The organism is Deinococcus depolymerans (genome assembly GCF_039522025.1).
Lineage (GTDB): Bacteria > Deinococcota > Deinococci > Deinococcales > Deinococcaceae > Deinococcus > Deinococcus depolymerans.
The window spans coordinates 117124-141141 of record NZ_BAAADB010000031.1; the positions used below are offsets into that span (position 1 = coordinate 117124).

Consider the following 24018-nt stretch of genomic DNA (forward strand, 5'->3'; position numbering starts at 1 on the left):
GAACCTCCGCCCCGCTTCATGCACTTACTGGGAGTTGAACACGTTGTCCGGGTTATTCCCCGACACACTCCCGCCCGGCTGGGCGTACACACCCACCCGCGTGTTGAACACGCCGCCGCCATTCCGGGCCGAATTCCCGGTCACGCTGCCACTCTGAATCGTCAGTTTCCCGTCGTTCCAGAACCCGCCACCGTCCATCCCATCGGCCCGGTTCCCACTGACCGTCGCGCCGGACAGCACGAACGTGGACGTCGGAGAAGTCTGGAACGCTCCGTTCGTCTCCACGCCACCGCCGAACCACGCCGTGTTGTTGCTGATCGTGCCCCCACTGGCGGTCACGCTGGCCCCGGCATACAGGCGGATGCCACCGCCACCACCCTGTCCCTGTGTGCGGCTCGTGACCGTGTTCCCTGTGATGCTGCCACCCGTCATCTCCAACCGCGCCCCCACCAGCACGCCACCCCCACTCTGCACCGCCGTGTTGTTCTGGACGGTCGCGTTCAGGGTCAGTGTGGCGTTGGATGCGTTCGAGCTGAGGAATTGCAGGCCACCGCCGGTCGTGGCGGCGTTGTTCCGGATGATGAGACCGCTACCGAACGTGGCGGTCATAGGGGTGGCGGCGTTCCAGACGCCCATGAAGACGCCGCCGCCCCCGCCAGTGGCTTTGTTGCCTTCGATGGTGGCGCCCGCGAGGTTGATGGTGCGCCCGGCGCTGATGCCGCCGCCGTCCTTCCCGGCGGTGTTGCCGCGCAGGGTGCCGCCGGTGACGGTCAGGCCTGCCGCTTCGGTGCGGACGTTGATGCCGCCGCCCCAGGTGCCTGCCGCATTGTTCTCGATGACGCCGCCGCTGACGGTGACGTTGCCGCGTTCCTCGGTGCTGATCGCGCCACCTTCGAAGTCAGCCCGGTTACTGCTGATGGTGCCGCCCTGCACGTCGATGCTACCCCGCCAGGTTCTCAGGCCCCCGCCGTTGGCTGTGGCGGTGTTCTGCGTGACGGTACCGCCTTTCACTGTGAGTTTCGAGTCTTCACTGACGCTAACGCCGCCGCCGCTCTTGCCGGCATTCCCGCTGATGTTGCCGCCGTCCATGGTGACCTGTGCGTTCTGCACGATGGTCACGCCGCCGCCGGATCCTGTGGCGGTGTTGCCGCTGATCTGGGCCGTGCCGCCGATGCGGTAGGTGCGGCCGGGCCGGATGAAGATGATGCCGCCGCCGCTTTCGGTGGCGGTGTTCTTCTCGATCGTGCCGCCGGTGAGGGTCAGATCACGCCACGTATCGATGCCGCCGCCGTACATGCTGCTGTTCCCGCGGATCGTGCCGCCGCTGATGGTGGATCTGGCGTTCAGCCACAGACCGCCGCCGCCGTTGTCGACCTTGCCGGTCGTCCGGTTGTTCTCGACGGTGCCGCCGGTCATGGTGAAGGTGGGCGTGATGATCGTGGTGCATTCGGCGCCGACGCAACTGGAGGTCACGACGGCCCCACCCCCGTAATGCGTGGCGGTGTTCCCGGAGATACTGGCACTGCCGAGGGTCACGTCACCGAGCATGTACAGGCCGCCGCCCGCACAGCCGGTGGCGTCGGCGCCGGTGGTACCGGTCAGGGGGCGAGTGCAGGCGTTGTCGTTCACGCTGCCGGAGGTGAGGTTCGTGACGCTGCTCACCGCTCCGACAATGCCACCGCCGCTCCAGGTAGCCCTGTTCCCGTCGATGCGTCCGCCCGCGAGGGTCAGAGTGCCCTTGTTGTAGATGCCGCCGCCGAGGCCCTGATCAAAGGTGTCGACGTCGCTGTTCAGTGCGGTCGCCTCGTTCCCGGTGACGTTCGTGCTGCCCTTCAACGTGAGGATCGCGCCTTCCATGTTGTAGATACCGCCCCCCACGTTCGCGTTCCCGCCCGTGATGGTCACGCCGTCGAGCGTGAGGGTGCCTGCGTTACTGAGGACGCCACCGTAGGTCAGGGTGGTGGCCTGCGGCTTTAGGGCGGCCACTTGCAGGCGCGCCCGGGCCGTCGCATTCATCGGTTCTGCCATGGACGCCACGCCCACGCTGGCGGGCAGCACGGCTCCGGTGCCGCCCCTGAGCGTCCCGCCCTGCATGGTGACGGTGGCGCCCTTGGCGATGTCCAGCGCGCGGCCTTTCCCGGCGGCGTCGATGGTCACGCCGGTCGCGATGATCGTCACGTTCTTGTCGATGCTCAGTGGGCTGGCGAGGGTCAGCGTTCCCGTGCCGGTCAGGCGCAGCGTGTCGCCGCTCTTCGCGGCGGCCAGCGTGTCCCGCAGGCTTCCGGCGCCGCTGTCCGCGAGGCTGGTCACGGGCGTGCCGACGGGTTCGGGCGTCCCGCCTCCCCCGCAGGCGGCGAGGGTCAGGGTCAGCAGGATCAGGGCGGGCATCCGGGCGTTCATGGTCATGGTCTTCCCTCCATCCCCCCAGGGCGGCCGGGCGGAGGGAATGGGGCCCGCCCGCGCGCTGAAGGTGACTGGAGTGTCCGAAACGGGCAGTGACCGCACCGTGACCGCCTGGGGTAGGGGCACACAGAAGAAGGGCCGGACGCTGTGGCCCGGCCCTTCTGTCAGTGGGTGTTACTCGTCGTCGCGGCGGTTGTTCCAGCCGCGGTCCGCGCGGGCGCGGGGGCGGTCGGGGGTCGCGTCGGGCGCGGCGCTCTCGCGGGGGCGGAAGCCGCCTTCGCTGGGGCCGCGGTCGTCGCGGGGACGGAAGGTGGGGCGGTCGCCACGGTCGTCACGGGGACGGAAGCCGCCGCGGTCGCCGCCGCCCTGGAAGCCGCCACGGTCGCCGCCGCGGTCGTCACGGGGACGGAAGCCGCCACGGTCGCCGCCCTGGTAGCCGCCACGGTCTTCGCGGGGACGGAAGCCGCCACGGTCGCCGCCGCCCTGGTAGCCGCCGCGGTCTTCGCGGGGACGGAAGCCGCCACGGTCGCCGCCACCCTGGTAGCCGCCGCGGTCTTCGCGGGGACGGAAGCCGCCACGGTCGCCGCCGCCCTGGTAGCCGCCACGGTCTTCGCGGGGACGGAAGCCGCCGCGGTCGCCGCCACCCTGGTAGCCGCCACGGTCTTCGCGGGGGGCGGGGGCGGGGCGCTGCTCGCCGCTGCGCAGGCCACCCTGGCCCTGGGCTTCGCGCATTTCGCGCATCTCGCGGCGCAGGCCGCGGATTTCCTTGGCCTGGGCTTCGAGCATCTCTTTCAGTTCACCGAGGATGCCGAGCAGTTCGTCGGCGTCGATGTACTCTTCTTCTTCACCCTCGGCCCCGTCGGCGCTGATGCCACCTTCGGTTTCGGCTTCCTGAGCGTCCAGCACGGCGTCCTCGTCGGGTTCGCCTTCCAGCTGGGGGATAATGTCGCGCAGTTCTTCTGGCGTCTGCTCACCGGGGCGCAGCTCGTTGTTGTCCGTCATCTGGTTTGCTCCTTTTTCCTGCATCTGGCCCGCCTTGCGGGCGCTGCTCCGGACGGCGGTGTCGGTCACCGTGTGCGGGCGTGCCCCCGAGTGTAGCATCCGCGCCGGGCAGAACCGTTCCGCCGGCGTTCACTGTTCGGGGGCGGGTGCGCCGGTCAGCGGCGCAGCAGGTGCCGCAGCAGCCGGAAGGACGCGGCCCACACGAGCGTGCCGGTCAGCGCGGCGGCCGGCAGGGCCAGCAGCGGGTGCCAGGTCAGGCCCAGCCACAGGGCCAGCAGGCTGAACATGGCCGCGCCGACGGCGATCAGGGTGGCGAGGCGGCGGGCGTTGTCCACGGGTGTCCAGGATTCCAGGTCCATGCGGGCAGCATGGCAGGGTCGGGAAGCGCAGATGCCCCGTTCCTGGCCGCTGGCGGTGGGGGTCACAGACGCGCCGGGCACCGCGCCTATACTCGTCCTCATGAAACGCGCTTTGCTCCTGCTGGGCCTGCTGGCGACCTCCGCGTCCGCGCAGCGCACCGTGACCATCGGCCTGGGGTACAACCCGGACGTGCAGTTCACCCCGTTCTACGTGGCCGACAGGCTCGGGTACTTCGGGGCAGAGGGCCTGAAGGTCACCTACCAGCACGGGTACGTGTCGCAGCTGCTGCCTCTGCTGCTGCAGGGCAAACTGGATTTCGTGGTGGGTGATCCCGAGGACGCCATCTTCGCCCGGAACCAGGGCGCGGACGTGCGGTACGTGATGACCATGTACCAGAAGAACCCGGTCACGGTGTTCAGCCTCTCGCCCCTGACAGGCGCGGCCAGCCTGAAAGGGAAATCGGTGGGCATCCCGGGACCGTTCGGCAGTTCGTACCACGCCATTCAGGCGCTGCTGGACAGCGCGGACCTGACCGAGGGCCGGGACGTGCGCCTGAACTCCATCGGGTTCACGCAGGTGGACGCCGTGCGCGCCGGGCGGGTGGACGCCGCCGTGGGGTACTCGAACAACGACGTGCTGCAACTCGCCCGCACGGGCGGCAAGCGCGTGTACACGCTGGACATCAGCGGCGCGTACCCGATGGTCGGCGTGGGACTCATCGGCACCGGCAAGAGCCTGAGCGGCGACCTGGCGAAGAAGGTCGTGCGGGCCAGTCAGCGCGGCCTGAAATTCACGGTCGCGGACCCCGCCCGCGCGTTCAAGGTGGCGCAGCCGGTGTTCGGCGCGAGCGGCAGCCTGGACGTCCTGAAGGCCAGCACGCCCCTGATGACCGGGCCGTACAGCCGCGCCAACGGCATCGGGTCCATGGACCCCGCCGCGTGGACGAAAGCCGTCGCGGCCCTCGTGAAGCAGGGCAAACTGCCAGCCGGGGCGAAAGCCACTGACTACTACACGAACGCGTTCATCAGCCGGACGCTGAAGTAAGGGCGCGGGGAGTGGGAGGCGGGGTGCGGTCACAGGGCGCCCCGCCTCCTTCTTCTGTTGTGTTGTCAGCTGCGTTGTGGGGCGGGCCGGCGCACCGGCCGGGTGCGCTAGGCGTGATGGCCTAGCCCGCCCGTTGTTCGTGACACGCGCCGCTTTTGCCTGCTACGCTACACCCAATCACCGAAAGGAGGTGCCCGCTATGACCAACATCACTGACGTCCAGACCGCCGCACACGGAGTCTTCGTTCCTGCCCACTGGAGTGATTTTGACGCACCAACACCGGCCACCTCTGCCTTCGGGCTGGCCCCCCTGCACTGACCGACCGGGGCGCCCATGAGCGCCCGCACCCACACCGACTGGCCCCACGACGACCGGCGCCACGACGACTGGCCCCACGACGACTGGCCCGATCACGGATGGACCGACACCGGACCTGACGACGCCTGGGACGAACGCTGGGACACCCCACCGCCCCGACGCCGCCAGAAACGCAGCCCGACCGGCCGCCGTCAGCTGGCACACTTGACCGCCAGCGATCCCGATGACGTGCAGGACGACGTGATCCGCCGCCTGACCGACCGCGGGTACATCACCGGGATTGTCGCGGAACTCAAGAGCGGCAAGGAAGCCACCGCGTACGTCGCCCGTGGCCCGCGCGGCAGCGTCCTCGTGAAGCTCTACCGCGACCTGCAGGCCCGGTCCTTCCAGAACGACCAGTTGTACCGCGAGGGGCAGGTCATCCTCGACGCCCGGGCCGCCAGGGCCATGCAGAAACGCACCCGCCTGGGCCTGGAGATGCTCCAGCAGGACTGGGTCCTGAGCGAGTACGCGCACCTGTGGACCCTCTGGAACGCCGGACTGAACGTCCCGGAACCCCTGGCCGGGCCGCACCCGACCGCCTACGCCGAAACGGTTCCCGCCGTCGTCATGCGCCTGATCGGCACCGAAGACCACATCGCCCCGCGCCTCAGCGACGCCGCACTGACCCCCGCGCAGGCCCGGAGTGCCTGGGAGCAGAGCCTGCAGGGCATGGCCGACCTGCTCCGGCTCGGGTACGCGCACGGCGATTACAGCACCTACAACCTTCTCTGGTGGGAGGACACCGTGACCATCATCGACTTTCCGCAACTCTCGACCCGTCAGAACCCCAACTTCCAGACCCTGCTGGCCCGCGACGCGCAGAGCCTCGCCACCAGCTTCCGCAAACACGGCATTCACGCCGACGGCACGCAGGTCCTGCGGGACGTGCAGCGCCGCGCGCTGGGCCCCGCCCCCGAACCCCGCCTGCTGCTGCCGTAGGCTGCGGCCATGCGGATCCTGGAAACCTGCCTGTACGTGGACGACCTCGACCGGGCCGAGCAGTTCTACACCCAGCTGCTCGGCCTGACCCTGCACAGCCGCGTGCCGGGCCGGCACCTGTTCTACCGCCTGAGCGGCAGCATGCTCCTGATCTTCGACCCGCGCGCCAGTGCCCAGCCGGGCGACGTACCCCCGCACGCCGGACAGCCCGGCGCGCACGCCTGCCTGACCCTCGACCCCACCCAGACGGACGCCTGGGAGGCCCGGCTGCGGGCCGCCGGCCTGACCGTCACCCGTTACGCCTGGGGTGACCGGGGCGAGAGCCTGTACTTTCACGACCCCGCCGGGAACCTGCTGGAACTCGCGCCACCCCGCATCTGGGGACTCGACGCGCCCGGCGTATTACCGTGAACGCATGACCCACACCCTGCCCCGCACGCTGCGCTTCCTCGCGGCCCTCCTGCCACTCCTGCTCGCCACCAGCGCCGCCCGCCCCCGCCACAGGAACCGCGCATGAAGCCCCTGCGCTCCGCGCTGTACGTGCCTGGCGACAAACCCCGCGCCATCGAGAAAGCCCGCACCCTCCGCGCCGACGCCATCATCCTCGACCTCGAAGACGCCGTCGCCCCCGAACACAAAGCCCAGGCCCGCGAACATGTCCGCGACGCCCTGCGCACCCCCTGGCACGTTCCCGTCCTGATCCGCGTCAACGGCCTGAACACCCCCTGGGAACACGACGACCGCGAACTCGCCCTCACCGCAGGCGCAAGCGGCATCGTCCTGCCCAAAGTCGAGGACGCCCGCACCGCCCGCGACCTCAGCCCCGGCCTGCCCCTCTGGGCCATGATCGAAACGCCCCAGGGCGTCCTGAACGCCCCCAGCATCGCCGCCGTGCCCGGCGTCACCGCCCTCCTGGTCGGCACGAACGACCTCGCCCGCGCCCTGCGCACCCAACCCCACCCGGACCGCACGCCCCTCCTGCACGCCCTGGGCAGCGTCGTCCTCGCCGCCCGCGCCCACGGCAAGACCCCCCTCGACGCTGTCTACAACGACATCCGCGACCCCCAAGGCTTCCAGCGCGAATGCCAGCAGGGCCGCGCCCTCGGCTTCACCGGCAAGACCGTCATCCACCCCGACCAGATCGAAGGCGCCAACACCGCCTTCGGCGTCACCGCCCAGGAAGCCCAGGCCGCGCAGGAGCTGATCGCCGCGTGGGAACAGGCCCGCCGCGAAGGAAAAAGCGTCGCCACGCACCGGGGCGCGCTGGTCGAGCAGATGCACGTAGACGAGGCGCAGGAGGTTCTGGCTCTGTGGGGGGTTACGGAGGGGTAGGTGGGCGGCGGGGTTTCCGTGTGCGGTTTCCGTGTGGGCGGCCCCCTTCCAGACATCCACCTTGATTAATCACAGAAAACGCCTTTATTATAGAAAGCAGATGCCCCTGACCGACACCGAATCCGCCCTCCTCGCCCTGATCCGCGAGACGCCCCTGGCAACGCCGGAGGAACTGGCGCGCCGCCTGGGGTCCACACGGGCGTCCGTGAACGTGCATGTGCGCAATCTGGTCCGCAAGGGCGCGCTGCTGGGCCGGGGCTACCTGCTGCCAGCGGAGTCCGGCCCAGGTCGCGTGGTGGTGGTGGGCGGCGCGAACGTGGACGTGAAGGCCCGCACGCTGGCGGCGGCGGTGCCGGGGACGAGCAATCCGGGTGTGACGGCGCAGGCGCCGGGTGGCGTGGCGCGGAACGTCGCGGAGAACCTGGCGCGGCTGGGCGTGCCGGCGTCGCTGGTGAGCGTGGTGGGCCGGGACGCGCTGGGCGACTGGCTGCTGCGGGAGACGGAGGCGGCGGGCGTGGACGTGCGGGCGGTGCTGCGCGCGCCGGACGTGACGACGGGAACGTACACGGCGGTGCTGGACGCGAGTGGGGAGTTGCTGGTGGCGGTGGCGGCGATGGCGGCGGTGGAGGCCCTGACCCCGGCGGCGTTGCAGGAGCGGCGTGGGGTGCTGCGGGGCGCGGCGTGGGTGGTGGCGGACGGGAACCTGCCGGAGGCGTCGCTGGCGCACCTGCTGTCCCTGGCGGCCGAGGCGGGTGCGGCGGTGGTGTTCGAGCCGGTGAGCGTGCCGAAGGCGGCGCGACTGCGTTCGGCGCTGGCGGCGGGGCTGGTGCCGCAGGCGGTGACGCCGAACGTGCCGGAACTGGGCGCCCTGCTGGGCCGGAACGTGCCGGACGAGTCGGGGGCGCTGCGGGCAGCGGCGGCTGAACTGCACGCGCAGGGGGTGCGGCTGGTGTGGGTACGGCGGGGCGCGGCGGGCAGCCTGCTGAGTGGCCCGGAAGGCGTGACGGAACTGCCCGCCCTGCCCGCCGAGGTGCGGGACGTGACCGGCGCGGGCGACGCGATGCTCGCGGCGTTCTTGGCGGCGCTCGCGTCGGGCCTGCCGCCCGCAGAGGCGGCGCGGCATGGTCACGCGGCGGCGGCGATCACCGTCGAGAGTGATCACGCGGTGTCGCCGCTGCTGACGCCCACCTCGATTCAGGTGCGGCTCGGGGTGGGCTCTGAGCTCTGAACGCCCCGCCACCCTGCCCGTTTTTCCTCATCGCCCATAGCTCACGGCTCACAGCCCACCCCCAGAGGTTTCCCATGATTCACGACATCAATCCGACCGTTGCCGCCTACCTGGACATTCACCCCGAAGTCGCCGCCGCGCTGGCGGAGGGGCGCGCGGTGGTGGCGCTGGAGAGCACGATCATCAGTCACGGCATGCCGTTCCCGCAGAACGTGGAGATGGCGCGCGGCGTGGAGGACGTGGTGCGCGCGCACGGCGCGGTGCCCGCGACGATCGCGGTGCTGGGGGGCCGCCTGAAGGTGGGCCTCACGCCCGAGGAACTGCACCTGCTGGCGACCGACAAGGGCGTCGAGAAGATCAGCACCCGCGACCTGCCGGTGACGGTGGCGCTGGGCAGGCACGGCGCGACGACGGTGGCGAGCACCATGCGCGTGGCGGCGCTGGCGGGCATCCGCGTGTTCGCCACGGGCGGCACCGGGGGCGTGCACCGCGGCGCGGAGCGCAGCATGGACGTCAGCGCGGACCTGCTGGAACTGGCGCAGACGGACGTGTGCGTGGTCAGCGCGGGCGTGAAGAGCATCCTGGACATCGGCCTGACGCTGGAGGTCCTCGAGACGCACGGCATTCCGGCCCTGACGCTGGGCAGTGAGGAGTTCCCGGCGTTCTACTCCCGCCAGAGCGGCTTCAGGGCGCCCCTGACGGTCGCCACGCCGGAGGAGGCCGCGCGGGTGCTGAAGGCGAAGTGGGATCTGGGCGTGTCGGGCGGCGTGATGCTCGCCAACCCCATCCCCGAGGACGCCGAGATTCCCGCCAGCGAGATCACCCCGCAGATCGAGCAGGCGCTGCGCGACATGGACGCCCTGGGCCTGAAGGGCAAGGACACCACCCCGTACCTGCTGGGCCGCATGGTGGAAATCACCGGGGGCCGCAGCCTCGCCGCGAACATCGCCCTCGTGCGCCACAACGCGATGGTGGCCGCGCAGGTGGCCGTCGCCTACGCTCAGCTGGGCTGATGGCTCAAGGCTGATGGCAGATGGCACCGCACTGGCCATCTGCCATCTGCCATCTGCGTCCTTCCCTTACGCCGGTTGTGCGTTCCCCAGCTTGCGCCCCTCGCCGTGTTCCTCGGCCTGCACGTCGGCGTTCACGGGTGGGAGCTGCTCGCCGTTGAGGACGCGGGTGAGGCGGTTCATGTCGAGTGCTTTCTCGCTGCGGGCGACGACGAGGGTGGCGACGCCGTTGCCGATGATGTTGGTGATGGCTCGGCCCTCGCTCATGAAGCGGTCGATGCCGAGGATCAGGGCGAGGCCCGCGACGGGGACGGTGCCGAGTGCGGCGAGGGTCCCGGCGAGGACGACGAAGCCGCTGCCGGTGACGCCCGCGGCGCCCTTGCTGGTGAGCAGGAGGATGGCCAGCAGGGCGAGTTCCTGCGCGAAACTCAGGTCGGTGTTGGTGGCCTGGGCGATGAACACGGCGGCCATGGTCAGGTAGATGCTGGTGCCGTCGAGGTTGAAGGAGTACCCGGTGGGGACGACGAGCCCGACGACGCTCTTGTTCGCGCCGGCGTGTTCGAGTTTGGCCATGAGGCGCGGCAGGGCGCTCTCGCTGGAGCTGGTGCCCAGCACGAGCAGCAGTTCTTCCTTGATGTAGCGCAGGAATTTCAGCAGGCTGAATCCGGCGAGTCTGGCGATGACGTTCAGCAGGACGAACACGAACAGGGCGCAGGTGACGTAGAAGGTGCCCATCAGGTACGCGAGCTGCTGGAGGCTGCCGACGCCGTACTTGCCGATGGTGAAGGCCATCGCGCCGAACGCTCCGACGGGGGCGAGTTTCATGATGAAGCCCAGGATCTGGAACACCAGGACGCTGACGGCGTCGATGCCTTTCAGGACGCGCTGCCCGAGGTCACCCATGCGGATCAGGGCGAAGCCGCTCAGGAGCGCGATGAGCAGCACCTGCAGCAGGTCGCCCTCGGTGAAGGCACTGACGAAGGTGGTGGGGATGATGTGCAGCACGAAGTCCGCGACGGTCTGTTCGCCGGCGGCGTCGGTGTACTTGGTGATGGCGCTGGTGTCGAGGGTGGCGGGGTTGATGTTCATGCCGCGCCCGGGGCCGACGAGGTTCACGACGACCAGCCCGATCAGCAGGGCGGCGGTGGTGACGACCTCGAAGTACAGCAGGGCCTTGCCGCCCACCCGGCCGATCTTCCTGGTGTCGCGCATGCTGGCGACGCCGCTGACGACCGTGCAGAAGATGATGGGGCCGATGACGACCTTGATCAGTTTGATGAAGCCGTCCCCGAGGGGCTTGAGCGCTTCGCCGACGGTGGGGAAGAAATGGCCGACGAGCACGCCGATCACGATGGCGGTCAGCACCTGCGCGTAGAGGCTGCGGAACAGTCTGGGCATGGGGGTCCTCCGGTGCGTCACGGGGGACGCGGGTGGGGCGCGCGGGCCGGGGCGCGCCGTGAGATGGGTGGGTGAGCCTGCGCGGGTGCAGGTCGGGGCGGGAGTGTGGTGCCGCCCAGCATGCGTGCGCAGGGGGACGCCTGTCCCCGGCGGGGCGGCGCGCCCCGCCGGGTGGCGGGAGCTGCGGCCCGTCCCAGTGGGCGCCTTGGGGGCATCGGGGTGGGCGGGGGATTCGTACACGCGGTGAACACAAGGGGCGCAGGATGGCTGCAGGGGTGCGGGGCGGGCCTACACTGCGTCCACCGTGCCCTCCCGCCTGCCTGTTCCGTCCCGCGTGCCGCCGCTGGCGCGTGAGGTGGCGCTGCCGCACACGCCCCGCCTGCTGCGGGTCGGGCCGAGGCTGTTCCTGACGACGCTGGGCGCGTTCCTGCTGCTGGGGCTGCCGGTGGCGGGGCTGGTCAGTCAGGGCGTCTACGGCGGCATTCACCGGTCGTTCGCGGAGCGGTCCCTGCGCGAGTCGCGGCTGGTGGCGACGCTCCCGCCGGTCGTGGCGGCCCTGTCGGGGAACGCGGCCGAACGGGCGAACCTGAACGCCCTGATGAACCGTTACCGCGCTCAGCTGGGCGCGGATTACGTGGTGGTCACCGACCGGGACGCGCGGCGCCTGACGCACCCGAACGCGGCGCAGGTGGGGCAGCGCATGCAGGGCGGGGACTTCACGGCGTTCCTGCGGGGCCGGAGCGTCACGGAGACGGTGCAGGGCACGCTGGGCCGCTCGGTGCGGTCGAAGGTGCCCGTCGTGGACGGCGCGGGGCGGGTGCTGGGGCTGGCGAGCGTGGGCTTCCTGCTGCCCCGCCTGCGGGACGTGTTCCTGGACGTGCTGCGCGCGGGCCTCCCCTGGTACCTGCTGGCCCTCCTGTCAGCCCTGGCCCTGGCCCTGGGCGTGGCGCGGCGCGTGAAGACCGAGATGCTGGGTCTGGAACCCGAGCAGATCGCCGGGGGCCTGCGGCAGTACCGGGCGGTCCTGAACACCCTGGAAGAAGGGGTGCTGGTGGCCCGCGCGGGGCAGGTGTTCGTGATGAACCCCCAGGCCCGCGCGCTGCTGGGCACCCCGGACGCCGCGCTGCCGCTGCCGTGGCCGCCGGGCCTCCCGCTGCCCGTACCAGGGGCCGGGCCGGTCACGGCGGAGGTCGCGGGCCGCCCGGTGCTGCTGGCCGCGCAGGAGGCCGGCGAGGGCGCGGTGGTGGTCACGCTGCGGGACTTGGCGCGGGTGCGCGCCCTGGCGGACGAGCTGACGCAGTCGCAGCGTTACGCGGAACTGCTGCGGGCGCAGACGCACGAGTTCACGAACCGCCTGCACACCCTGGCGGGCCTGCTGCACCTGGGCGAGACGCGCGAGGCCCTGGCCCTCATCCACGCGCAGTCGGCGCGGCACGAGGCGCACCTGCAGGCGGTGGGGGCGCTGCGGCACGTGCGGCTCTCGGCGCTGCTGCTGGGCAAGTTCGACCGCGCGGCGGAACGGGGCGTGACCCTCACCCTCGATCCCCTGTCGGCGCTGCCGGGCACGCTGCCGCCCGGCGTGCTGGATCTGCTGGAGCTTGCGGCCGGGAACCTGATCGAGAACGCCCTGGAGGCGGCGAGCGGCACGCCGGACGCCGAGGTGCGGGTGCTGATCGCCACCGACCCGGAAGGCCTGGTGCTGGAGGTCCGTGACACGGGTCCCGGCGTGCCCGCGGCGCTGGCGGGCACCCTGACCGTGCGGGGCGTGAGCAGCAGGGGTATGGGGCGCGGCGTGGGGCTGGCCCTGGTGGCCGACCGGGCGCAGGCGCTCGGCGCGGTCCTCACGCACGACCGGGTGCGGGCGGACGGGCGGGACTGGACGCGCTTCACGCTGGACGTGCCCCTCCCCGAGGCCGAAGAATGAGCGGCGTGTCCTCTTCCCCACCGCTGCGCGTGCTGATCGTCGAGGACGACCCGCAGATCGCGGCGCTGCACTGGCGGCTGCTGGAACGCGCCGGGGGCTTCACGGTCCTCGGGCAGGCGGAGTCGCTGCGGGTGGCGCGGGCCATGCTGCGCACCCTGCACCCGGACCTGCTGCTACTGGACGTGCACCTGCCCGACGGGCGCGGCCTGGACCTGCTGCGCGAGGCGCGCATGGACGGCGCGCGGGTGGACGCGATCCTCGTCACGGCCGCCAGCGACGCGCCCAGCGTGCAGGACGCGCTGCTGCACGGCGCGGCGGACTACCTCGTGAAGCCGGTCACGCCGGGCCGCTTCACGCTGGCCCTGGAGCGCGCCCGGGAACGCGCGGCGCTGTGGGCGCAGGGGGACGTGCGCCAGGGGCACCTGGACGCCCTGTTCGCCCCGCCCGCCGCCCCGGACGCCGCGGGGCTGGACGGCGACACCCTGCGCCGCGTGCGGGTGGCCCTGCGCGACCTGGGCGAGGCGAGCGCCGCCGAGCTCGGCACCCGCGTGGGCCTCAGCCGCGTGACCGCGTGGCGGTACCTGGAACACCTCGTGGTGACCGGCGAGGCCAGCGTGGGCACGGACGCCCGCACCGGGGGCCGCCCCGCGAAACGCTACCGCCGGGCCTGAAGACAGGTGATGGTCGATAGTTGATAGACCGGCTTTCGCCCAGGCTCATGCCGGAGCTTCCATCACCCATCACCCTTCCCTGTCCCTGAGCGGGGAACGTGTCACGCTGGGCGTTTCGGGCGGGTGGTACGCTGCGAAGCGCTATGGATTCTTTCGACGTACTGGTGATTGGTGGCGGCCCCGCGGGTTACGTGGCGGCCATTCGTGCGGCTCAGCTGGGCTTCAAGACGGCCTGCGTGGACGCCTTCGAGCGGAACGGCAAGGCCAGCCTGGGGGGCACCTGCCTGAACGTGGGCTGCATTCCCAGCAAGGCGATGCTGGACAGCAGCGAGAAGTTCGAGGTCATGCAGCATGACTTCGCCGAGCACGGCATCAACGTGCAGGGCGCGTCCCTGGACATCGCGAAGATGCTGGGCCGCAAGAACGGCGTGGTGGACAAACTGACGGGCGGCGTGGCGTTCCTGTTCAAGAAGAACAAGATCACGTCGTTCTTCGGGCTGGGCCGACTGGTCCGCGCGGACGGCGACGGCTGGATCGTGGACGCCGCCGGCACCGAGGTCCGCGCCGCGCGCGTGATCGTCGCGACCGGCAGCAGCCCCCGCGCCCTGCCGCTGGCACCCTTCGGCGGGCACATCGTGGAGAACAGCGGCGCGCTGGAATTCACGGCCGTCCCGGAGAAACTCGGCGTGATCGGCGCGGGCGTCATCGGCCTGGAGCTCGGCAGCGTCTGGCGCCGCCTGGGCGCGCAGGTGACGGTGCTGGAGGCCCTGCCGGGCTTCCTGATGGCCGCCGACGACGCCATCGCTAAGGAGGGCCTCAAGCTCTTCAAGAAGCAGGGCCTGGACTTCCACTTCGGCGTGAACATCACCGCCGTCGAGCAGGACGACAGCGGCGTCAGCGTCACGTACACCGAGCAGGACAGGGAAGTCACCGCGCGCTTCGACAAGCTGATCGTGTCCATCGGCCGCGTGCCCCACACCCAGGGCCTCGGGGCCGACGCGGTGGGCCTGGCGCTCGATGAACGCGGCTTCGTGAAGGTCGACCAGCACTACCGCACCAACCTCCAGAACGTCTTTGCCATCGGCGACGTGATCGGCGGCGCCATGCTCGCCCACAAGGCCGAGGAGGAGGGCGTGGCCCTCGCCGAGATGCTGGCCGGTCAGGCCGGGCACGTGAACTACGACGTGATCCCCTGGGTGATCTACACCAGCCCCGAGATCGCCTGGGCCGGCCTGACCGAGAAGCAGGCAAAAGACAGGGGCCTGAACATCAAGACCGGGCAGTTCCCATTCAGCGCGAACGGCCGCGCCCTCGGCCACGGCGACACGCGCGGCTTCGTGAAGATCATCGCCGACGCCCAGACCGACAAACTCCTGGGCGTGCACATGATCGGCGGCGGCGTCAGCGAACTGATCGGCGAGGTCGTGGCGATCATGGAGTTCGGCGGCAGCAGCGAGGACCTCGCCCGCACCGTCCACGCCCACCCCACCCTGTCCGAGGTCGTCAAGGAAGCCGCACTGGCCACCGACAAACGCGCCCTGCACATGTAAAAACCGCACTCCGGGCGGGGCGTGACCAGCGAGGTCCGCCCCGCCTTTCACGTGCACCGCACATACCCCTTGACGAATTCACGCCAACCCTGTATCTTTCTGTGCGTGCCGGAAACGGCGCCCCTTGAAAGGCAGGAAGCGAAGGCGCAAGCCAACGACAACTGAAGTGGTGTGGCCCCATCGTCTAACGGTTAGGACACTACCCTTTCAAGGTAGCGATACGGGTTCGAATCCCGTTGGGGTCACCACGAACGCTCGCCTCTGCACCCGCAGAGGCGAGCGGTTTTTTAGGGCTCACGGGGGAGGCAAGGCAGGCACCATTCCAAGCCCCCGCCCCGTGGGCCCGGCCGGTCACCACGGTGGTCTTTTCCGCCCGGCGCCAACCACATGGTCCTCCACGTCTGCTACATGCGCCGCTCTGTTCAGCTGCCTCCAGAAGCAGGGCGGCCCTCCGGCGTGAACTGAATCCGGTCCAGGAACAGGTTGCGGTACTGCACCTGACGGCCGGCGAAATTGGTCACCGACAGCTGCACCGGGGCCGTGCTGTTCAGCGGCAGCCGCAGCGAGACGCGACTGCGGACCTCACGGTCCAGCAGCGTCCGGCCCGCCTGGGTCAGGCGGAGCTGGGGGCCAGACCCGTCCACCACCGGCCCGCTGACCGTCAGGAACAGCGTCCCGGCCGTGCAGGGTTCCAGCCGCTGTCCTCGCTGGTCATACACCGCCCCGGTCACGGCGTTCCGGAACTCGACACGCTCGTCGCGCACTAGGGCTGACACGCAGCTCCGGGTGCCGGTGATCGCCAAGCGCTCAATCGTCACAATGCGGTAAAGGGCGTCGGTCTCGTCATTTGGAAATGACAGAATCACGCGGCCGCTGGGCCCCACTGGCACGGTCAGCACCCTGAGTGCGCGGACCGGCGTCTCGGTCTGCTCCTCGTCGTTGCGCACCACCAGCACAGGGGGGCCGCCGTTGCTCGACACGTCACCGTGCGCCTCGATCCGCAGCTGTCCCGGACGGCAGTACTCCAGTTCCAGCGTGCCGGGAATAGCGAAAAACCCGTGGCTGCCGTGCCACTCTCCGGGCAGCGCCGGCGGTTGCGCACTCGTGAAGTTGGTGCGGCCGGCCCGGCACTCGCTCCCCGCCAGCGAGGACGGCAGCGCTGGGTCGTCAGGGAGGTGCAGCACCGCCGCACCCAGCAACACGAGCGTGGCCGCCATGAGTAGCGCCGCGGGCCACTTCACGGCTTCACCATGACCTTCCAGCTGGTGCGGCTCAGAGCACGCGTCCGCCAGGGCGCGCTGCGGCCCGGCCACAGGCGCAGCTGCAGCTCGTAGGGCTGGCCGTCCACACCACCAACCTGACGGCTGCTGGGCAGGGGCCCCAGCAGCCACTGCCACGTGCCGCGCTGGCCAGTCGAGGAGAATGGGCGCACGGCGACCGTCACGCAGCTCTGACGGCACGCGCGCAGCTGCGCGCGGTACAGTCCCGGCGGGACATTGAACTGGGCGGCCGCCGCGTAGGGCTCGTCAGCCCGCCATGAGGTCGGGGAGATCAGGCCGCTCAGGCTGATCTGACGGTGTGGCGTGGACGGCAGGAAATGCGTCCAGACGGGAAACGCCATCAGGAGTAGGAGTGCCGCCCCCCAGCCGGCCGCGGCCGGCCAGCGCGGAGGGTGCCGGGTCAAGGCGCCGCCCGCAGCCACCCAGAACACGGCAGAGAAGAACGGGCCAGGCACCAGCGTGACGTTGTCCGTCAGGTCACCTAGCAGCAGGGCCGCCACCAGCGTCAGGATCAGCGGGGGACTGGCCGAGGCGGCGGCCAGGACAGCCCCCAGCAGCAGGAAGAGCCCGGCCGTGCCCAGCAGCCCGGTTTCCCCCAACGCCTGCACCAGACCATTATGCGCGATTACCCAGGTGTTGTTCACCTGTTCCACGGCGGCCGGGCAGCCCACACCCCGCACTTCCAGCGCCTCGAACCAAGTGCAGCTCTCTCCGGGCGGCGCGATCCGCGGACCGAGCAGCAGCGTGCCGTTGCCCGCCCAGGGCTGCGCCCGGGCGACGCTCAGGGCGTCGTCCCAGATCAGGTCACGTCCAGTCAGGTCCAGGGTCACCAGACGCTCCAGCGGCCGCTGCTCGGCGCTGCTGCCGAGCAGCAGCGCGCCCAGCGCCACGGTGCCCAGCAGCGCGGCGCCCAGCAGGTGCTGGCGCCTGAGGGTGCGCCAGCCCAGCAGCAGCGCGGTGCCCAGCAGAGCCACGGCCAGCGGCCCGCGGCTCCCGCTGAGCAGCGCAGTGAGTACACCCAGCCCGCCCAGCATCAGGCGCCACGGCAGGCCCTGACGCCACGACTCACCCGGCTGCCTGTCCAGGGCCAGCCACAGCCCCAGCGCGCCGGCCAGTCCCAGCGACACTGGCGTGACGTAGGGATGACTCAGCCGAAGCTGCGTGAGGTCCCACCCTTGAAGGGCCAGACCGTTGATCAGCGCCGTCACGTACACCACGAGCAGGCCCCAGCGCAGGGCCCGCAGGGTTGCAGGTTCTCCCAGCCGCGACCCCAGGCACAGCAACCCCACCAGCAGTGTCATGCGCAGCACGGTGGTCCCCAGCGCCAGCAGCGGGCCCGGGCTGAGCAGAGCCGCGAGCAGCTGCGTCCCCACGAACACCCCCACCAAGGCCTGCACCACGCGCGGCAGGCTGCGCCACTGCCGCAGGCCCACGGCCCCGCCCAGAAGCAGCGGGGGCACTACCGGCAGCAGGGCCAGCCACACCAGCCAGCGGCGCGGCGCCGCAATACCCGAATCAGGAGAGACACTCATGCCGCACCATGCTACGGGAGTTGCGCCGGGCACAGTGCGCGCCGCCGGCGGGACCACTCACCTCAGGGGGCCTGCCCCTGCCCGGCCACGATGGGTGAGTAACGTTCGTCCGCGCGCCGCTGCTCAGCCATCTCACCGATCATGGCGGGCCAGGCGGGCGGCTGGTAGTTGAATTCCTGACGGAACCGGCTGGAGTCTAGGCTGCGGTTGATCGCCAGCTGATCATCCGGCTGGATGTCCAGATGCAGCCGGTACGCCTCCCGGATCAGCATCAACAGCTCGTACTTGTCGATCGGTTCACTCGACACCTGATACAGGCCGGACGCCCCGGGATATTCGAGCAGAAGCTTCTCGATGACTCGCGAGAGTTCCAGGGTGGTGAGCCCACTGAAGATCGCCTTCTGGAAGCCCCTGACCTGCCCCTGCTGGGCTAGCACCCATTCAAGCAGGCTGGTCTTGCGGGACAGTTCAGGTCCGATGATCGAGGTGCGTAGGGTCAGGGCGTGACCGTCCGCGACCTCGCCCAGGAACTTGCTGCGGCCGTACAGGTCCTCAGCATCGGGGAAGTCCATTTCCTGGTACATGCCCCTGCGCCCGGAGAAGACGCAGTCGGTGCTGAGGTGCACCAGCCGCGCGCCGCACAGGCGCGTCAGCTCAGTCAGGCGGTGAGGCAGAAGGGCGTTGATCTCCAAGCTGGGAATGCTCTCCTTAGCCGTGTGCCGCTGCTTGACGATGCCCACGGCATTGATGACGGCGTCAGGGCGGAAGTCCGCCATCACTTCCGTCAGGCGGTCACTGGAACGGACGTCAATGCCGGTGTAGGTGCGCTGCGGGTCGAACAGCCCGTAGCTTGCGTAGGCGCTGAAGTCCTGGCGCACAGTGACGCGCACGTCGTGACGGTCGCGCATCTGCCGGTAGAACTGGTGTCCGAACATGCCGTCGCCGCCGAGAATCAAAATTTTCATGCTGTGTGCTCCTTCGTGATGCCACGCGCCGCCACGCTGCCAAGCAGCTCGACCAGCTGCCGTAGCAGGTACTGACGCTCAAAGTTACGCAGAAAGTAGCGTCGGCCGCACTCCCCCATCTCTTCACGTTCGGCCGGGGACAGCCGGATGAATTCACGCACGGCACGCGCGAGTTCATCCGGCCGCTCCGCCGGCACAGTCAGGCCGGCGCCGGCATCACGGGTCACGCGCGCGCCCTCGCCGTTGAGAGCCGCCAGCACCGGGCGCCCACACGCCAGGTAGGACTGCAGCTTGGAGGGAATAGTCGCGCGGAACGCAGGGTTGTCCTTGAGGCTGACCAGCAGCACGTCTGCCAGCGCGAAGAAGCGGGGCATGGTGTCTGCCGGGTGACTGCCGAGCAGCTGCACACAACCCTGCAGGTCCCGGCGCCGGATCTCTTCCTCCAGCCAGGGGCGCTGGCGGCCGTCTCCCAGGATCAGCCAGCGGACCGGCTCGTGCCGCAGTTCAGCCGCGGCCTCCACGAGGGTTTCCAGATCCTGACTGACGCCCAGATTTCCGGCAAACATCAGGTTCATGACACCATCCTGCGGCACGAGGCGCCGTTCCGGCGCGTCGGCTGGCAACTCCACCGGCCGGTAGAATGCCTCGGCACTGTTGGGCAGGTACTCGATCCGCGAGAGGCTGACGCCATGATCCACCAGTGAACGTGAGAAAGCCCTGGACTGAACTAGCAGCAGATCACAGTGACGGTAGATCCAGCTCACCATCCGGCTCACCAGTGCAAGCGCGCGCCGGTTGCGCAGGCTGCCAGTTGCGACCAGACTCTCCGGCCAGAGGTCCTGCACCCAGAACACCACGGGGGTCCGGAAGATCCGGCGCAGCAGTGCGGCCGGAAGCCCCACGGTGACTGGCGAGGGCTCGAACACCAGAATCACATCGGGCCGGCGCAGCAGAAACGGCCCGAACGCAGCGGCGCTCACCGCGAACGACAGGTAATTCAGCAGCAGCCTGCCCCCCCGGCCGTGACCCCGGGCTAGGAGCGGCACGCGGTGAATTCCGATCTTGCCCAACGCGTCCCGGGCAGGCCCACGCGGCGCGTAGCCGGCCTGGAACTGCCCCGAAGGGTAATTTGGGAAGCCAGTCAGCACCTCCACCTGATGTCCCTGTTCGTGTAGGCCCTGCGCGACGTCGTTGATGCGGAACGTCTCCGGCCAGAAGTACTGGCTGAGAATCAACACCTTCAAAACGACGTCCAAAGCTGAAATGTGTGCAACTGGACCATACGCTCAATCTACCCGCACGACGCCCCTGATGTCACAGCGGGGGGAGACCACAGGCGCCCGCACCCGGGCTCTCGCTTCGGCCCCTATCCCAAACTGCCGAACTTGTTTTCTGGAATGAGTCGGGCCAGCGTCTCCCGAATCGCGGCGTGGTCCTGCTGCTCGGCGGCCTGCCGCAGAAGCGCGATGTTCTGTTCTAGCTCAGTCGGGCTCACGCTGGCCAGGCGGGCACTGAAGATTTCCTGGTGGGTGGTGGATTCGGCGCCCTCACTGGTAGTGAGCAGTTCCTCGTACAGCTTCTCGCCGGGCCGCACGCCGCTATAGACGATGTCGACGTGCTGGGCACCCGACAGCTGAATCACATCTTGGGCGAGGTCAGCGATCTTGACTGGCTGGCCCATGTTCAGCACGTACACTTTGCCGTTCTCGGCCAGACCGCCGGCCTGCAACACCAACCGGGCCGCTTCGGGAATGGTCATGAAGTAACGGACCATGTCCGGATGGGTGACCGTGATGGGTCCTCCTGCCCGGATCTGCCGCATGAAGGTGGGCACCACGCTGCCGCGGCTGCCCAGCACATTTCCGAATCGGACGGACACGAACGCCTGATCCGGCGCGGCGCACGCCGCGCCGCCCGAGACGATCATCTCGGCCATGCGTTTGGAGGCACCCATGATGCTCGTGGGGTTCACAGCTTTATCTGTGGAGACGTTAACGAGGCGTTTGACGTGGTACTGCAGGCAGAGCTGTGTGACGTTGTGCGTGCCGGTGACGTTGTTCATGATGGCCTCTGACGGGGCCATTTCCATGAGTGGCACGTGCTTGTGCGCGGCGGCGTGAAACACTACGTCCGGGCGGTAGTCCTGGAAGATTGCATCGAGCCTGCTGCGGTCGCGGACGTCGCAGATCAGCCCGAGGTGCTGGATGTCCGGCAGGGTATGGTTCAGTTCCTGCTGGATGCTGAAGATGCTGTTTTCCCCCCGCCCGACTAGCAGGATCAGCCCCGGCTGGTAGACGCAGATCTGCCGGACAATTTCCGAACCGATGCTGCCGCCGGCGCCGGTAACGAGCACCACCCGGCCTCTGAGGTACCCGGCAATTTCGGCCGTGTTCAGCTGCACGGGGGGTCGGCGCAGCAGGTCCTCAAGGTCAACGTCACGGATCTGGTTGATCGTGACGTTCCCTGACAGGATTTCAAACACACCCGGAATAATGCGGTAGCGCAGTCTGGCCGCTTGTGACAATTCGACTACCCGGCGGATGAAACTGCCTTCGGCGGAGGGGATGGCGATCAGGACTTCTTGGGCGTGCTCCCGCTGAGCCACCTCAACCAGGTTCTCGACCCGCCCGAAGACCGGAAAGCCCATCAGCGACTGCCGCTGCTTGGCGGGTTCGTCGTCGAGGAAGCCGATGGCCTGCAGGCCGGATTCCGGATGCCGCTGAATCTCACGGGCGATCAGCGCGCCGGCCTCGCCGGCCCCGACAATCAAGACCCGCTGCCTGGCGGGCGCCTGCTGCTGACGGATGCGGTCCTGCACCATCCGGAACAGCAGGCGCGCCCCGCCCATCAGCAGGAACCCTAGGGCGCCGGCCAGCAGCGGCACGCTGCGTGCCAGCTGAAGCCAGTCGCGCAGGATGAACCCCAGCGCGAACATGACCAGTGTGGCCGTGGCGGCCGCGCGGGCCAGAGTCAGCAGGTCCGGGACACTGACCCGCTGCCAGAGTTGACGGTGCAGGCGATGCTGACGGATCACAAGGGCCATCACACCCAGGTTCAGCAGTGCGTAAAGCCAGACGGTGCTGGGCGCGCCACCCTGAATCACCGAGGGCGTACGGAAGGTGTAGGCCAGCAGCGCCGCCATAAGCCAAAGGGTGAGGTCAATCACGAACTTGATCAAAGTGGATGTCATAGATCTTTCACTTCCCAGTGGACCCTGAGGGCCCGTCTGTCTGCGCCGGGCGCAGGTCGGGCGGCGCCCTGCGGTCCGTGCAGCGTCCCGTGGCGTCACGGCGGGGGGCAATGGGGGTGACTGGCGACCTCGGCAGTCTGGTCTGTGCCTTCACAGAATCCTAACCTGCGGGCGCGCCCCGTGACGTGCGGGCAATCCAGAGCAAGGACGCCCGTTCCCGCCGCTGCCCGGTGCATGCCCGCAGGCCCTAGTAGGTACCGCGCCCTCCCAGCACGCTGCGTAGGGTAGCGCGGATGATCAGCAGGTCGGTCAGCAGGTCAACGTGACGCAGGTACGTGGCGTCTCGCCGGACCTTCTCATCGTCGCTCAGATCATCCCGCCCGGTCACCTGGGCCAGCCCAGTGATGCCCGGCGGCAGCTGATCCACGCCGGCCGCGGCGCGGCCGTTGAGCACGGGGTGCTGCGTCATGAGCGCCGGTCGGGGACCGACGAAGCTCATCTCGCCGCGCAGCACGTTCAGAAGCTGCGGTAGTTCATCAAGGCTGGTTCTGCGCAGGAAGGCCCCCACGGGCGTGACCGCGCTTATCCCCTGGAGCCGCATGTCCTCCGTGGATAGTTGCGGGGCGTTCAGGCGCATTGTGCGGAACTTGAAGATGGTGTACGGCTGGTGGCCCCGTCCAGCCCGCAACTGCGTGAACAGCACGGGGCCAGGGCTGCTCAGCCGTATGATCAGCGCCGTCAGCAGCAGGACCGGCAACAGCAGCAGCAGCAGCGCACCTGCCAGCGGCCGTTCCAATCCGTGCCGCACGCGTAGGTAGGCCCGCTGCCTAGGCTTCAGCGCCCAGGGGCGCCCGTCGCCCAGGGGTGCCCAATCAGGGGCCAGGTTCGCATGCGCAGCCACGGTGGCCGCCAAGCCCGCCTGCGTAGTGAAGGGCGGGACCCAGCCCGCCTCGCGCAGGCGGCGCGTGTCAATCTGTAGGGAGCCTGTCAAGCGCCGCACCATTCCTTCACGGCGCAGCAGTCGCCCGGCGGCGTGAAGCATCCAGGCCGGGACCGGCCACAGGCGCGGCGGGCGGCCCAGGGCCTGGGCCACACCCCGGATGAGTTCCGGCGTGGACAGGTCGTCGCCGTCGGCCACGAAGAACGTCTTCCCCGCTGTGACGGGTGAATGCAGCGTGAACGCGATCGCGTCGGCCAGGTTCCCCACGTAGACCATGCTTCGGCAGTTGCGCACCGCCGCGAGCGGCAACGGTACTCCGCGCTGGACCGCGGTAATCAGCTGCAGGAAGTTCGCCCTGACACCCGGTCCATAGACCAGCGGCGGGCGCAGCACCGTGACGTCCAGGCCGGTCGTCACGCCCAGGTTTAGCAGGGCCTGCTCGGCTTCCCACTTGGAGACGCCGTAGGGATCGGTCGGGGCGGGCGGGTCCTGCTCTGTCAGGGGCCGCCCGCTCTCCTCGCCATTGACCTTGACTGAGCTCAAGTACACCAGACGCTTCACCCCGGCGGCAGCCGCGGCGCGCGCCAGCGCCAGTGGAGTGTCGGTATTTAGCGCCCGGTAGGCACCCAGAGGATCAGGGTGCGTGTCGTTCATCACGTGAACGCGCGCCGCAAGGTACACCACGTGCGTGACACCGCGCAGCGCGCCGCGCCAGTCAACGTCCCCGGTCAGGTCCCCGAGGGAGTGGTGGCGCACGCCGGGCGGCAGGTGCCGGGCCGAGCGTGCAGCGGCGACCACTTCGTACCCGCGGTCCAGCAGTACCTGACAGAGCGTCCGGCCGACAAACCCGGAGGCACCGACCACCAATACAACAGTTGCGTGAGCTGTC

At 69.6% G+C, this 24018-nt stretch carries 19 protein-coding genes and 1 tRNA gene; 10 read left to right on the forward strand and 10 right to left on the reverse strand.

Features of this window, described 5'->3' with window-relative positions:
- Positions 1–24: 24 nt before the first annotated feature.
- The 3 genes from ABDZ66_RS16625 to ABDZ66_RS16635 all read right to left on the reverse strand — a co-directional run bounded on the left by ABDZ66_RS16625 (position 25) and on the right by ABDZ66_RS16635 (position 3764).
- Entirely contained in the window at positions 25–2406 is a 2382-nt protein-coding gene (locus ABDZ66_RS16625) for a beta strand repeat-containing protein (protein WP_343761311.1), read from the reverse strand.
- 171 nt (positions 2407–2577) lie between these two features.
- A complete protein-coding gene (locus ABDZ66_RS16630) occupies positions 2578–3474 on the reverse strand; it encodes a hypothetical protein (RefSeq protein WP_343761313.1) in 897 nt (298 codons plus the stop codon).
- An 86-nt stretch (positions 3475–3560) separates the two neighbouring features.
- Positions 3561–3764, reverse strand: a complete 204-nt coding sequence (locus ABDZ66_RS16635) for a hypothetical protein (RefSeq protein WP_343761315.1) — start codon at positions 3762–3764, stop codon at positions 3561–3563.
- A gap of 100 nt (positions 3765–3864) precedes the next feature.
- On the opposite strand from ABDZ66_RS16635, the gene ABDZ66_RS16640 reads away from it, so the two are divergent.
- From ABDZ66_RS16640 to ABDZ66_RS16665, 6 genes are all read left to right on the forward strand, one after another.
- Positions 3865–4809, forward strand: coding sequence for an ABC transporter substrate-binding protein (locus ABDZ66_RS16640; RefSeq protein WP_343761317.1), 945 nt, complete (start codon positions 3865–3867; stop codon positions 4807–4809).
- Between the two features lie 559 nt (positions 4810–5368).
- Positions 5369–6109, forward strand: coding sequence for an RIO1 family regulatory kinase/ATPase domain-containing protein (locus ABDZ66_RS16645; RefSeq protein ID WP_425544450.1), 741 nt, complete (start codon positions 5369–5371; stop codon positions 6107–6109).
- Between the two features lie 9 nt (positions 6110–6118).
- Positions 6119–6520: a VOC family protein gene (locus ABDZ66_RS16650; RefSeq protein WP_343761319.1), complete on the forward strand. Its 402-nt coding sequence runs from the start codon at positions 6119–6121 to the stop codon at positions 6518–6520.
- 102 nt (positions 6521–6622) lie between these two features.
- Positions 6623–7441, forward strand: coding sequence for an HpcH/HpaI aldolase/citrate lyase family protein (locus ABDZ66_RS16655; protein WP_343761321.1), 819 nt, complete (start codon positions 6623–6625; stop codon positions 7439–7441).
- 100 nt (positions 7442–7541) lie between these two features.
- Positions 7542–8669: a carbohydrate kinase gene (locus ABDZ66_RS16660; protein ID WP_343761323.1), complete on the forward strand. Its 1128-nt coding sequence runs from the start codon at positions 7542–7544 to the stop codon at positions 8667–8669.
- Between the two features lie 74 nt (positions 8670–8743).
- Positions 8744–9682 carry a pseudouridine-5'-phosphate glycosidase gene (locus ABDZ66_RS16665; RefSeq protein WP_343761325.1) on the forward strand — a complete coding sequence of 313 codons (939 nt, stop codon included), beginning with the start codon at positions 8744–8746 and terminating at the stop codon, positions 9680–9682.
- Positions 9683–9748: 66 nt separating this feature from the next.
- Here the strand turns inward: ABDZ66_RS16665 and ABDZ66_RS16670 are convergent, their stop codons facing one another.
- Complete coding sequence (locus ABDZ66_RS16670; RefSeq protein ID WP_343761327.1) at positions 9749–11077, reverse strand: dicarboxylate/amino acid:cation symporter; 1329 nt, start codon at positions 11075–11077, stop codon at positions 9749–9751.
- Between the two features lie 304 nt (positions 11078–11381).
- On the opposite strand from ABDZ66_RS16670, the gene ABDZ66_RS16675 reads away from it, so the two are divergent.
- The 4 genes from ABDZ66_RS16675 to ABDZ66_RS16690 all read left to right on the forward strand — a co-directional run bounded on the left by ABDZ66_RS16675 (position 11382) and on the right by ABDZ66_RS16690 (position 15470).
- Positions 11382–13001 carry an ATP-binding protein gene (locus ABDZ66_RS16675; protein WP_343761329.1) on the forward strand — a complete coding sequence of 540 codons (1620 nt, stop codon included), beginning with the start codon at positions 11382–11384 and terminating at the stop codon, positions 12999–13001.
- A 5-nt stretch (positions 13002–13006) separates the two neighbouring features.
- Complete coding sequence (locus ABDZ66_RS16680; protein WP_343761331.1) at positions 13007–13672, forward strand: response regulator; 666 nt, start codon at positions 13007–13009, stop codon at positions 13670–13672.
- A gap of 143 nt (positions 13673–13815) precedes the next feature.
- Positions 13816–15222 carry a dihydrolipoyl dehydrogenase gene (gene lpdA / locus ABDZ66_RS16685; RefSeq protein WP_343761333.1) on the forward strand — a complete coding sequence of 469 codons (1407 nt, stop codon included), beginning with the start codon at positions 13816–13818 and terminating at the stop codon, positions 15220–15222.
- Between the two features lie 173 nt (positions 15223–15395).
- Positions 15396–15470 (forward strand) — tRNA-Glu (locus tag ABDZ66_RS16690).
- Positions 15471–15644: 174 nt separating this feature from the next.
- On the opposite strand, the gene ABDZ66_RS16695 is transcribed toward ABDZ66_RS16690, so the two are convergent.
- The 6 genes from ABDZ66_RS16695 to ABDZ66_RS16720 all read right to left on the reverse strand — a co-directional run bounded on the left by ABDZ66_RS16695 (position 15645) and on the right by ABDZ66_RS16720 (position 23993).
- Positions 15645–16463, reverse strand: coding sequence for a hypothetical protein (locus tag ABDZ66_RS16695; RefSeq protein ID WP_343761335.1), 819 nt, complete (start codon positions 16461–16463; stop codon positions 15645–15647).
- Positions 16460–18034, reverse strand: coding sequence for an O-antigen ligase family protein (locus ABDZ66_RS16700; protein ID WP_343761337.1), 1575 nt, complete (start codon positions 18032–18034; stop codon positions 16460–16462). Before ABDZ66_RS16700 ends, ABDZ66_RS16695 begins: the two co-directional genes overlap by 4 nt.
- 62 nt (positions 18035–18096) lie before the next feature.
- Positions 18097–18999, reverse strand: a complete 903-nt coding sequence (locus ABDZ66_RS16705; protein ID WP_343761339.1) for a dTDP-4-dehydrorhamnose reductase family protein — start codon at positions 18997–18999, stop codon at positions 18097–18099.
- Positions 18996–20255 (reverse strand): glycosyltransferase family 4 protein, encoded by a 1260-nt coding sequence (locus ABDZ66_RS16710; protein ID WP_343761341.1) that lies wholly within the window; start codon positions 20253–20255, stop codon positions 18996–18998. Before ABDZ66_RS16710 ends, ABDZ66_RS16705 begins: the two co-directional genes overlap by 4 nt.
- A gap of 110 nt (positions 20256–20365) precedes the next feature.
- Positions 20366–22177, reverse strand: coding sequence for a polysaccharide biosynthesis protein (locus ABDZ66_RS16715; RefSeq protein ID WP_343761343.1), 1812 nt, complete (start codon positions 22175–22177; stop codon positions 20366–20368).
- Between the two features lie 259 nt (positions 22178–22436).
- Positions 22437–23993 carry a sugar transferase gene (locus ABDZ66_RS16720; RefSeq protein WP_343761345.1) on the reverse strand — a complete coding sequence of 519 codons (1557 nt, stop codon included), beginning with the start codon at positions 23991–23993 and terminating at the stop codon, positions 22437–22439.
- Between the last annotated feature and the right edge of the window lie 25 nt (positions 23994–24018).

Coding starts and splice junctions, on each gene's coding strand:
- ABDZ66_RS16640 (WP_343761317.1), top strand. CDS start 3,865: ATGAAACGCGCTTTGCTCCTGCTGGGCCTGCTGGCGACCTCCGCGTCC.
- ABDZ66_RS16650 (WP_343761319.1), top strand. CDS start 6,119: ATGCGGATCCTGGAAACCTGCCTGTACGTGGACGACCTCGACCGGGCC.
- lpdA (WP_343761333.1), top strand. CDS start 13,816: ATGGATTCTTTCGACGTACTGGTGATTGGTGGCGGCCCCGCGGGTTAC.
- ABDZ66_RS16635 (WP_343761315.1), bottom strand. CDS start 3,764: ATGGACCTGGAATCCTGGACACCCGTGGACAACGCCCGCCGCCTCGCC.
- ABDZ66_RS16665 (WP_343761325.1), top strand. CDS start 8,744: ATGATTCACGACATCAATCCGACCGTTGCCGCCTACCTGGACATTCAC.
- ABDZ66_RS16625 (WP_343761311.1), bottom strand. CDS start 2,406: ATGACCATGAACGCCCGGATGCCCGCCCTGATCCTGCTGACCCTGACC.
- ABDZ66_RS16670 (WP_343761327.1), bottom strand. CDS start 11,077: ATGCCCAGACTGTTCCGCAGCCTCTACGCGCAGGTGCTGACCGCCATC.
- ABDZ66_RS16655 (WP_343761321.1), top strand. CDS start 6,623: ATGAAGCCCCTGCGCTCCGCGCTGTACGTGCCTGGCGACAAACCCCGC.
- ABDZ66_RS16700 (WP_343761337.1), bottom strand. CDS start 18,034: ATGAGTGTCTCTCCTGATTCGGGTATTGCGGCGCCGCGCCGCTGGCTG.
- ABDZ66_RS16705 (WP_343761339.1), bottom strand. CDS start 18,999: ATGAAAATTTTGATTCTCGGCGGCGACGGCATGTTCGGACACCAGTTC.
- ABDZ66_RS16660 (WP_343761323.1), top strand. CDS start 7,542: ATGCCCCTGACCGACACCGAATCCGCCCTCCTCGCCCTGATCCGCGAG.